Here is a 10,312-nt window from a genome sequence, read left to right on the forward strand (position 1 = left end):
GGGAAGTGAAGGGCTTCGGGATGTCGATGAGCCCACCGTTATCTCGTAGAACTCGTAGAATAAGAATAAGTAATGTGAAAGCATGTTCTGTGACAAGCTTCTCTACAAAGTGTCTCATTTAGGAAAACCAACAGGAAATCTCCTGGGATAATATCTGAATTAACAAAAATTTCATTTTATTGAATAATGCGCGGATGCGTTAAAGGGAAGCGTACAGTACAGAACAGAACAGGGCCGGAGCAATCAAGTGAAAACGGCCTGAAAGCGGTGGAGGATTTCTCCCATCGATCTCAGACCGTTCCACGCACTGCAACGGTTGGCTCGGCTCTTCCACCAGTAGCGCTGTGGGGTGGTTAAAGGGCTATTGAACCTGTAAAGACTAGTGGGTACTACATTGGCGAATGACATCCAGGACGCTGCCGTCGCGCCACTCCACAACCGCGACAATGCGATCTTCCAATTGAGGGGGATTCATTGGCCCCGACAGTTTTTGGGCTAGGTCAATCAATTGCTCCATGCTCACAAGAGGCAGGTTCTTCCTGTCGCGAAGACAGTCCATCAGGTCGGTGCGCCTGGGGTTGATGGTGATGCCATATTCTGTGACCAGGGCATCGACGGCTTCTCCAGGGGTGGTGAGGCTGTGTACGTTTTCGACCACGCAAGGAATGCGTCCTCTCAAAAGAGGTTGGGCTATGATCGTCAGTTTCGCCCCTGCCGCAGTATCCTGATGCCCGCCCGTTCCGTGAAGAAGGAGACCGTTGGACTCGGTGTTCACGTTGACGTTGAAATTTCTGTCGATTTGAGTGGCGCCCAGGACGACCACATCTAACAGATTGACAGCCGCACCGGCGTTCCAGGGGTTTGCATACCAATCCGCGGAGATCTCCATATGGTTGATGTTGGAGCAAAGGGAGTTGACGGCTGTCAAGTCAAAAGATTGAACGTCCAATAAACGTCTGAGAAGGCCTTGTTGGAGGAGGGCTACGAAGTGTTCGGTTATGCCGCCCAATCCGAAGTCTCCTTTTACCTTTCTGCGGGTCATGGCTTCCTCCAGAAAGGTCGTCACGGCCAGAGGAATACCGCCTGCGCCCGTCTGAAACGAAAAATTTTCTTTGAAGTGAGGTGAGAGCTCGATTAAACGGGCGGTGTAGCGAGCTATTAAGAGGCGCAGCGGGTCCTTGGTGATGATAGTGCTCCCGGAGACAATTCCCTTGGGATCTCCTATATCCGGAAGTTCGACGACAAAGTCGGTGTATGTCTGTGGAATGGATATGGGGGCCAACAGGCAGGACTCCAGGTGGTCGGTAATTGCAACAACGCAGTTTGCGTACTGCGCGTCCGTGTGCGCGTATCCGATGGAGCCGCAGGCGGATTTACCGAAACCTCCCGAGAGATTTCCAAATTTATCTGCCGCCGGAGCAGCTATGAAAGCAACGTCAATGGGTGTTTCGCCGGAGATAATTGCTCGTGGACGACCTCCGTGGCTTCTCAGTACCACTGGGACCGACATTCCTCCATACGATACGTGCCGACCAATGGCTCCATTCACGGAACCCATGATCCGGCGAATCACTCCGCTTTTTATATGTTCAATCAGCGGCTCGTGTGTGTCGAACAAAGCTGTCGGGAAAAGTGTAAGGTCGCCTATTCCCATTCGGGCACAAGTGTCGAGAACGTGGCAGACGACCTTGTCGCCGTTGCGGAGATGATGGTGAAAAGATACCGTCATCCCATTGCGCAGTCCCGAGGCCCCTATCGCCTCCTCAAGGCTGGAAAGCAGCTTTTGCGCATGTCGCGAAGGGGTTTTGAGTTTCCTCCCCAGTCCGCGTCCTTCGGGCATCCTGGTTTCCAATCCCCGATAGGGAATGACCGGGCCATATCCCTCGATACGATCCGGGAGCTTCCGTCCCAGAGAATTTTCCGGCATGACCTTACATTCCTCCGTCCTGTACGACTAACTTTTTCATGAAGCACCGTCCTTGTTCAGGAAGATTCATCCTTTATCGGGCGGGACATCGTGGGTATCGCGGCCGTGCATCGGTCCGGCCAGCTGAAGAAGATACTGAGCACGTTTGATGACGGGGCGATCAACAAGACGTCCGTCGACGCTTACCGCGCCCTGCCCCCGCCGTTCGGCCTCCTCGGCTGCTTGGACGATGCGGAGAGCTTTTCGGACTTCTTGGTCCGTCGGTGTGTAGGCCTCGTGGATTATCGGGATCTGGTTTGGATGCAGGACACTTTTTCCGTCAAACCCCAATTGGCGGACAAAAGCCGTTTGCGTTTTCAGCCCCTCGAGATCGTGAATGTGAGGATAAGCGGCGTCTAGGGCGTCGACTCCAGCGGCACGCGCCGCTACGACGAGCATACGTCGAATCCAATCCAATTCGATCTCGTCCTTGGAACGGCTTGTTTTGAGATCGGCTGCGAGGTCCTCGCCTCCGGGTATCAGAGCTGTTACACGTGAGGAGGCCGTAGCGATATCGAATGCACGCCAGATAGCCGAGGCGCTTTCCAGCAGACAAAAAATGCGAATATGTCCTGGGGGAATATTGCTCTTGTCCTCCAGTTCGGAGAGCATTTCGTCCAGAACGACGACCTCTTGGGGGGATTCCACCTTGGGGACACGTATACCTGTTATCTGAGGATTGGCTGCTGCTGCATCAAAGATCGCTGTAATGTCGTCTCGCCAATAATCCGAGTCGGTACCGTTGATGCGTATTGTGAGCTCACAGCCCCCGAAGTCCAGAAAAGATAAGATCTTCCCAACCAGGATGCGGGCCGCAAGTTTTTCATTGGCCGGAACGGAGTCCTCCAAATCGAAGATCAAGCCGTCGGGCCGGAACAGGTGCCCACGCAGCAACATGTTAGGATTGTTGCCCGGCAGGTACATCATGGTACGTCGCATTAGGGCTCCCTCTCGTCGGATGCTACCGAATAGCGTAGTAATGCTGTCTCAAGGCGTGCGGACAACACCGGCTCCAAGGCTCCGCAATCTTGAATGTGCACCTCAATGTCTTGAATGTTGAACGCGCTGAGGGTCCGATTTACGGTATTCACAATAGCACTGTGAAAAAGCTCCGAGCCGCTGCCTCCAATACTCAATGTAATTCCTGTTCCTGAAGGACGCTCGAAAACAGAAACCATACAATCCATTGATTCCATAGAGCCGGCAATGGCCTTACGCATGTCAGCTCCGAGCCTTTCCCGCACGGATACGGCGTTTTGCGAACAAGCAGAGAAAGACCAGGACTGCAAAACCCAGAAGATCGGTTTTCCAACCCGGTACAATCATGCTCAGTGCAGCGGCGAAAGCTAGAATTCTTTCGGGCAAGGACATGACATCGAGCAAATATCCCTCGAGGGCTGTTGCAAGGATGAACACGCCGAGGAGCGCGGTGAGCAGGGCCTGAAAGAACATGGGCCAAGATTGGACGTTGGGAAGCAGAAGCTCCGGCGAGTAGATGAATACGAAGGGAATGATGAACCCTGGCAAGGCCATCTTCAGGGCCATGAAGGCGGTCCTGTTGGGGTCGGCTCCGGCTATGCCTGCAGCGGTGTAGGCACCGACGCATACGGGGGGCGTCACGGAGGAGAGCACCGCAAAGAAGAAGACGAAGAAGTGAACATCCAGGGCCTTGCAGCCAATTAAAACCAATGCGGGGGCGGCGACGGCGCTGGCCATCACGTAGCTGGCGGTCGTAGGCATCCCCATCCCCAGAAGCAAAGCGATGCCCATTGTCATAACCAGGGTAGGCATCAGCCTACCAGCCGTATAGCCCAGGATCGTGTCCCCGACCCGAAGCGCAATGCCCGTTGCGCCCATCATCCCGATGACGACCCCAACGAGAGTGCATGCGACGGCTACGGACAGAGCGGACTTGCTTCCGTCCTCCAGCGTTGCGATGAGAGCTTTCAGGTTGAGGCGGTCTTCCTTTCTGACGAAGCTGAGCATCATGGAGGAGGCGATGCCCCAGCAGGCCGAATAGAGGGGATTGTATCCCTGGACCAGGAAGTAGATGATCACGAAGAGGGGTAAGGACTTGTATCCGCTTTGTCTCAATACGGCCGATACCTTGGGAAGGGAGGCCTTGTTGAGGCCCTCGAGTCCCAGTTTTGTAGCCTCGAGGCTGAGACAGCACCAGATCCCCCAAAAATAGAGGAGGGCCGGGATCACTGAGGTCGACACCACTTTGATGTAGGGAACGCCGATGCTGTCGGCGATGATGAACGCTGCCGAGCCCAGAACCGGCGGCATGATCTGTCCTCCGGTGGAGGCTGCAGCCTCCACCGCCCCAGCATAATAGGCGGGATACCCGATTTTCTTCATGAGCGGGATGGTAAATGCTCCCGTTGTCGCTACGTTGGCTGAGGTGCTGCCGCTGATGGTGCCCATACACGCACTGGAAATCACGGCTATTTTCGCAGGACCGCCTTTTTTGTGACCGGTCAGAGCCATGGCCAGATCGTTGAAGAAAGCGGAAGTTCCCGTAGAGCTCAGGAACGCTCCGAAGAGTATGAACAAAAATATGTAAGTTGCCGAGACACCGGAAACAAGGCCAAAAAGTCCGTCCGTCGTCAAATAGAGCTCCTCGACGATACGGGGGTAAGAAAGCCCAAAATGCTTCAGTACCCCGGGCATGGAACGGCCGTAGTAGGCGAACAGGAGAAAGAGGGAACAAAAAATGGGTAGGGGATAGCCCAAGACCCTTCGTGCGGCTTCGAAGGTCAGGGCCAGCATGATCGTTCCCAGATAGAGTTCGTAAGTGGTGTATATTCCAGCCCTTCCGGCGATATCCTTGTACATCAGGAAGACGTACAGGGAGCAGATGGCCGACAGTACGGCGCAGACCCAATCGATGGGCGTCGGCTTATTGAGGGAAGAGCGTTTTGTCGCCGGGTAGAGGAGGAAAACTAAAAACAGGACGAATGCGATATGGAAGCTCCGTTGCTGCATGGCAGGCAACAGTCCGAAGACCGATGTGTACAGATGAAACAAGGCCAGGAAAACCGTGACACAGGTGATAAAGGTTTTCAAGCGTCCATCGAACATACGCTTTTTATCGCGTTTGATCGGCGATATCGCATCGGGTTCGTTCTGTACGTTACAGGCGCTGTCGGGCATGAGATACCTCCTGAATCAGGATGTTCCTCCCCCAAAAGGAGTTCGAGGGGGAGGAACGTTTTGAGGGAACCGGGGAACCTTACTCTTTAATCAAACCCTTCTCGACATAATATTTTTTAGCGCCGGGATGCAGGGGAACAGACATGCCTGCAAGAGCCATATCCAAGTTGAAGCCATTGAAATAATTCAAACGATCGGAAAGAAATTTATTGTTCTCGTGCAGCATCTTGGTTATCTTGTAAATGGTGTCTTCAGGCATGTCTTCGTAGGTCAGGAGAGAGCCAACTGCTGCTACGACAGGGATATCCTTATCGTACCCCGGATAAAGTCCGCCCGGTATGACGGCAGGGGCATAGTGAGGGAACTTCTCCGTGATCTCTTTGATCTTCTCTTCCTCCAGGCCTATCAAGCCCACCTTTTCGGAACGTATCATCTCCGAGATCTTGGCGTTTGGGGCATTGGTCGTCCAGATGTGGGCCTGGCTATCGCCGACCTTGAGCGCTTCTTCAACTTCGTTGCGGCCAAAACGTTCGACGCGCACATCGGCCTCGCTCAGATCGTGCACGGACAGGATCTCTCGGGTGTTGATCTCGATACCCTGCCCTACGGAGCCGAAATCCACACGTTTTCCCTTGAAATCGGCGACGCTTTGTATTCCAGCGTCCTTGTTGACCAGTATGTGCGCAGGCATGAAATAGATGGCGGTGACATAGCGTAAACTTTTGATTGGAGTTTTGAATGAATTGATGCCATTCCAAGCCTCGTTGACCGTGGAGGACTGAACCATTCCCAATTCTATTTCCTTGGTGCCCAAGTTGATACAGTTCTTGATGGAGCCGCCGGTTACGGCGGTGAAGTTGATTTCCTTCAGTTTCTGCGTGCCCAGTTGCGCAATGGTGTTTCCGATCAGATAAAAGCCTCCTCCGACAGTGCTTGTACCGATTCGGACAAAAGTTTCTTCGGCAAAGGCAGTCCCGGAAAGGAGCATGGCCAATGCGATTAAGAGCACCCTCATCATAATCATACGAACCTTCATTTGCTGTCCCATTGTCTGAATCGCCTCCCCGTCTTTATTTGCGAGTCTAAAAACATGCGAGTCACACACCATGCCACCATACGCCGAGGGCTCTCCTAGGGAAAAATGTCGTCTATGATCTCACATCCCTTCTCCTGAAGGGTTTTATCGACCCAGGCGCTATCTGCAGTACCCGCTTTGCTGCGATTCAATTTTTCCGCATCCTTGAGAGCGAATGTCTGCGCCGCTTTTAAAATTTCGGAAGCGTCGGCAATGGGAATGACAATCACACCATCCGCGTCTCCTACGATGACGTCACCCGGATGGATGCTGATTTCTCCGCAGGATATCGGGACGTTAATCTCTCCAGGCCCCTCTTTATAGGGGCCTCCCGGAGTCGTACCGTTGGCATAGATGGGGAGCGAGGTTTTGCATAGGGAGGCGATGTCGCGGACCGGACCGTCGATGACGATACCGGACACGTGTTTTTGTAAGGCGAGAGCGACCATGTTCTCCCCGAGCAGGGACCGAGTTTCATCGCCGCCGTTCGCGACGATGAGGATGTCCCCCGCCGTGCACAGGTTGAGTGCCTTGTGTAGCATCAGATTGTCTCCAGAACGGGTTTTGACGGTTAAAGCGGCGCCAGCCATGACATTTTTCGGCGAGGAAACCAACTTTATCCGGGGATGCAAAGCGCACAGACGCCCCATACAATCCGCGATGCAGGCCGTAGAGAGTTTTGAATAAGCTTCAATCAGCTCCTCCGGCGGCATCGATCTTTTTAGATAGACCCTGAAGCCAACAGGCACAGCCAATTCCTCCTCTCAAGATAGCGCCTTTTCCTCCCAAAGCTCGTACAAGGCTTCAAACGATTCTGGAGGCACTCCGTTCAATTCTGCCCTCAAGCCTGTGGCCGCAGAGCGTTCGAGACGTGATCGTGTTGCATCCGCCATAATGGGAACGATGTTGAGTTCCCGCATCAGCCGAATGGACTCGGAGATCTCGTGAGCGCGACGCTCCGAATGGATGGCATCGGCACTGCTCATCCGAAGGGCTGTCTTTTCGAAGGGAGTATTATCCAAGGTAGAGGCAAGTGAGTCCAGAATCAGTGTCTCCACTCCGCAACGGCGGGCAAACAAAAATGTCTCTACAAAAAGGGCTTCCAGTCCTTTCATAAAAACGCTGCGTACAAGTTTTGTACTGGTTGCCGTCCCGGCCTCTCCTTCGAGCCGCTCCGCCTTGCCGCCGTGCTGGTTTAGAAAATCACACCAAATCTCCGCTCCGTCGCCGCAGACCAGCATGGGAACCTTATGGGCAAAAATTGGAAGAGGCCCCATCATCGCCGCATCGGCGAAACGGACTCCTTTTGCTTGAAAGGAACGTTCAAGCTCCAACTTCGTTCCGGGACCGGCTGTACTGACGTCGACATAACATTGGTTTGGATGGAGGTGGGACAGAGCGTCAAGTCCAGCTTCGCGTGCAAAATTTGCGGGAATGGCAGCCACTATCAGGTCGGAGGACTGCGCTAAAGAAGCGACGGAGTTGCATGCTGTTGCCGAAGCCTCTTCCATGCGTCGGCGTACGGTGTCCCCATAAGTCCCTTTTTGATCCAAGGCAACGTCGTAGGCGAAGAATTTTAGGTTGCCTTCTTGAGCCAAACCGCGAGCCATATAAAAAGCGGCCTCGCCGAATCCTAAAAAGCCCAGTCGCGAAAGGGGCATGGACTCACTCCACGAATGCGGGAAGAAATTCCTTTTCGAGTTCGCGAAAGTTTGGGACGCCCACGATATCCTTGAACTCGGCAAAACTGACGACGAGATCCGTGCGGTTCGCTGCCAGCTTGCCGCCCTTGATTGCCTCAAGGTAATTCATCACCCCGCGCGCAGCGGCAAAGGTGGTCCCGGTCGGTACACTAACGCGAGCGACTCCCATCGATGCCAGATCGTCCAGGGAGAGCAAGGGTGTTTTCCCCCCCTCGACCAAGTCAAAGAGGTTGATGCTGACCAGACACTGAATCTCTTTTGTAGCTCGCGCTATCTCCTCGCGGTCTCGAGGTGCCTCGACGAAGATCATGTCGGCCCCAGCTTCCGCATAGGCGTTGGCCCGCCGAATCGCTTCGTCGATCCCGGCAACTCCGATAGCATCGGTGCGTGCATTGATGATGAAATCTGGATCCAGCGAGTCACGAACCTTTTTGCAAGCCTTGATCTTGAGGACCATCTCCTCCAGAGGAATGATCGTCTTTCCTTCAATGTGCCCGCAGCGTTTGGGGAAGACCTGGTCCTCGATGTTCATGCCTGCGGCACCGATCCGGATGATCTGTTCCGTGACCCTCATGGCGTTGATGGCATTGCCAAATCCGGTATCGGCATCCGCCATAACAGGAATGGCGACGGATTGCACGATATTTTGGGTCAGATGCAGCATTTCCGTATAGCTCAGAAAAGCCATATCTGGCAAGCCAAGCAAGGTTGCCGCCAAACCGAAACCGCTCACTTGGATAACTTCGAACCCTGCTCTCTCAATAAGTATGGCGGAAAGGACATCGTGGCATCCGATTGCGGGGACGGCCCTTCTCTGGTTCAGGAGCATGCGTAAGTGTGTTGTATTTTTCATGAGCCCTCCTTGTTTCCAAAATATGGAAATAAATGTTATAATATGGTTATTATACGCGCGCAATTTTTATTCTGTCAACTTCAGGCTCATGGTTTTATAGGGCAGGGTGAATTGGAGACAAGCAGAGTTCTTGTCTATAAGGGGTTGCTTGCCGATTGGGTAGGCGCCTGGAAAAAAGGTGTCCGAAATGAAAAAAGAAGATGGGACCTCTTCGTTAAGAAAGGCCATACGTGTTTTGAAGTGTTTTTCTGAGGACAAGCAAAGGCTTTCAATGACAGAGATAGCCCAGGGTCTTGGTTTGCCTGCGGGAACGGCTTCACGTATTCTGAACGCGTTGGTCGAAGAAAATTTTCTGGAGCGCAACGAGCGAACAAAGCTTTATCAACTCGGGGTGTATTGTCTACGTATGGGCAAAATAGCTGAGGCATCCGATGCTTTGAGGGTGATGGCCTTGCCTTTTATGGAGAGACTACGTGATCGATTCAACGAGACGGTCAATATGTACATACGAAAAGGGAAATTGCGTGTCTGTTACGCTCAATGCGAGACAACCTCTCCATTGAAAAGGTCGGTTCCTTTGGGCTCGGTCTTTTCCCTGGCGGCAGGGGCGGCAGGGCGCTGTCTGCTTGCTTGGGCTTCCTCGGATTTCATTTTCGAGGTCATCGAAGAACTGCAACCTTTTACAGAAAATACAATAATGGAGCGGAAAAGAATCATGGAGGCTTTGGAGGAAACAAGACGTAACCTCTACTCCGTCAGCTATGCGGAACGGGAGCGTGGAGTGGTGGCAGTTGCAGTCCCCATATTTGGCTCTCCCGGAGTACCTTGCGCCAGTATCAGTATTGCTGGTCCGGATGTTCGTTTTACGCCAGAAACAGTTGCTGATATGATTCATGCTCTGAAGACGGTGTCTTTTGAGCTGTCAAATATTTTGTGCGGCACATGAGGGAATGTGCCAAGGGCTGCGTTAGGATTGTTTTTAAGGCCATTTGATTTGAGACACAAGATTCGAAATATATTGTATTTTGTCAATATCCTGATAACGAAAACAAGGACGACGATCCTGTTCACGGGCGGTGGAGTTTTCCTTGGTGAGATCTTCGGGGACGCAAGAGGGGCTGGGGCTGCGGAACCCGCACAATATGGCAACTGCGGGAGATGGCCTAGGAAGTTCGGAGAGTATTTCCGCAGAGAATGCAGGGATCTTGATATCCCAAGTCAAATGAAGGGGATGGAATTTCAGCGCCTTGTCTGGAACACGCTTTAGACATCCCCTACCCCCAATCTTTCCTAGAGGACTGGCTGCGCTTTCCCGGAACTACGTTTTTCTTCTCGGCAGAAACGCCGTCATGAGAACCATTACCATCACGCCGACTCCCGCGTCGCCCCTAGATGGTGTCGTCAGGAGATGTTAAAAGGTTTAGAATATCCTCCAGCAGAATCATTCAGTCAGGGGGAAGTCACTATGGACCAAGGGCACAGAAGGCACGACATTTCGGACAGGGTCTGGGGGTTGCTGGAACCTCTTCTTCCGGGTCGTAAGGGTTCCTGGGGCGGGA

The 10,312-nt window shown here is 53.1% G+C and carries 9 protein-coding genes and 1 pseudogene; 2 read left to right on the forward strand and 8 right to left on the reverse strand.

Translation table 11 applies throughout. The features are described from left to right. Positions 1-379: 379 nt before the first annotated feature. The 8 genes from citF to EII26_RS07750 all read right to left on the reverse strand — a co-directional run bounded on the left by citF (position 380) and on the right by EII26_RS07750 (position 8,729). Positions 380-1,927 (reverse strand): citrate lyase subunit alpha, encoded by a 1,548-nt coding sequence (gene citF, locus EII26_RS07715; RefSeq protein ID WP_124888576.1) that lies wholly within the window; start codon positions 1,925-1,927, stop codon positions 380-382. A gap of 66 nt (positions 1,928-1,993) precedes the next feature. Next, a complete protein-coding gene (locus EII26_RS07720) occupies positions 1,994-2,893 on the reverse strand; it encodes an HpcH/HpaI aldolase/citrate lyase family protein (RefSeq protein WP_233572665.1) in 900 nt (299 codons plus the stop codon). 11 nt (positions 2,894-2,904) lie between these two features. Then, positions 2,905-3,186: a citrate lyase acyl carrier protein gene (locus EII26_RS13690; RefSeq protein WP_124888578.1), complete on the reverse strand. Its 282-nt coding sequence runs from the start codon at positions 3,184-3,186 to the stop codon at positions 2,905-2,907. A gap of 1 nt (position 3,187) precedes the next feature. Then, positions 3,188-5,122 carry a TRAP transporter permease gene (locus tag EII26_RS07730; protein ID WP_124888579.1) on the reverse strand — a complete coding sequence of 645 codons (1,935 nt, stop codon included), beginning with the start codon at positions 5,120-5,122 and terminating at the stop codon, positions 3,188-3,190. Positions 5,123-5,201: 79 nt separating this feature from the next. Next, the gene (locus tag EII26_RS07735) at positions 5,202-6,170 is read right to left on the reverse strand and encodes a TAXI family TRAP transporter solute-binding subunit (protein WP_158612202.1); all 969 of its coding nucleotides are present in this window, start codon (positions 6,168-6,170) and stop codon (positions 5,202-5,204) included. Positions 6,171-6,253: 83 nt separating this feature from the next. Further along, positions 6,254-6,946, reverse strand: a complete 693-nt coding sequence (locus tag EII26_RS07740; RefSeq protein WP_124888581.1) for an RraA family protein — start codon at positions 6,944-6,946, stop codon at positions 6,254-6,256. A gap of 15 nt (positions 6,947-6,961) precedes the next feature. Beyond that, on the reverse strand, positions 6,962-7,858 hold the full coding sequence (locus EII26_RS07745) for an NAD(P)-dependent oxidoreductase (protein ID WP_124888582.1): 897 nt from the start codon (positions 7,856-7,858) through the stop codon (positions 6,962-6,964). Positions 7,859-7,862: 4 nt separating this feature from the next. After that, complete coding sequence (locus EII26_RS07750; RefSeq protein WP_233572667.1) at positions 7,863-8,729, reverse strand: isocitrate lyase/PEP mutase family protein; 867 nt, start codon at positions 8,727-8,729, stop codon at positions 7,863-7,865. A 211-nt stretch (positions 8,730-8,940) separates the two neighbouring features. On the opposite strand from EII26_RS07750, the gene EII26_RS07755 reads away from it, so the two are divergent. Together EII26_RS07755 and EII26_RS07760 are read left to right on the forward strand one after the other, a co-directional pair. Next, positions 8,941-9,699, forward strand: coding sequence for an IclR family transcriptional regulator (locus EII26_RS07755; protein WP_124888584.1), 759 nt, complete (start codon positions 8,941-8,943; stop codon positions 9,697-9,699). 519 nt (positions 9,700-10,218) lie between these two features. Continuing rightward, positions 10,219-10,312, forward strand: a pseudogene (locus tag EII26_RS07760) (IS5/IS1182 family transposase); the annotation flags it as partial.

This window comes from Fretibacterium sp. OH1220_COT-178 (genome assembly GCF_003860125.1).
Taxonomy (GTDB): domain Bacteria; phylum Synergistota; class Synergistia; order Synergistales; family Aminobacteriaceae; genus CAJPSE01.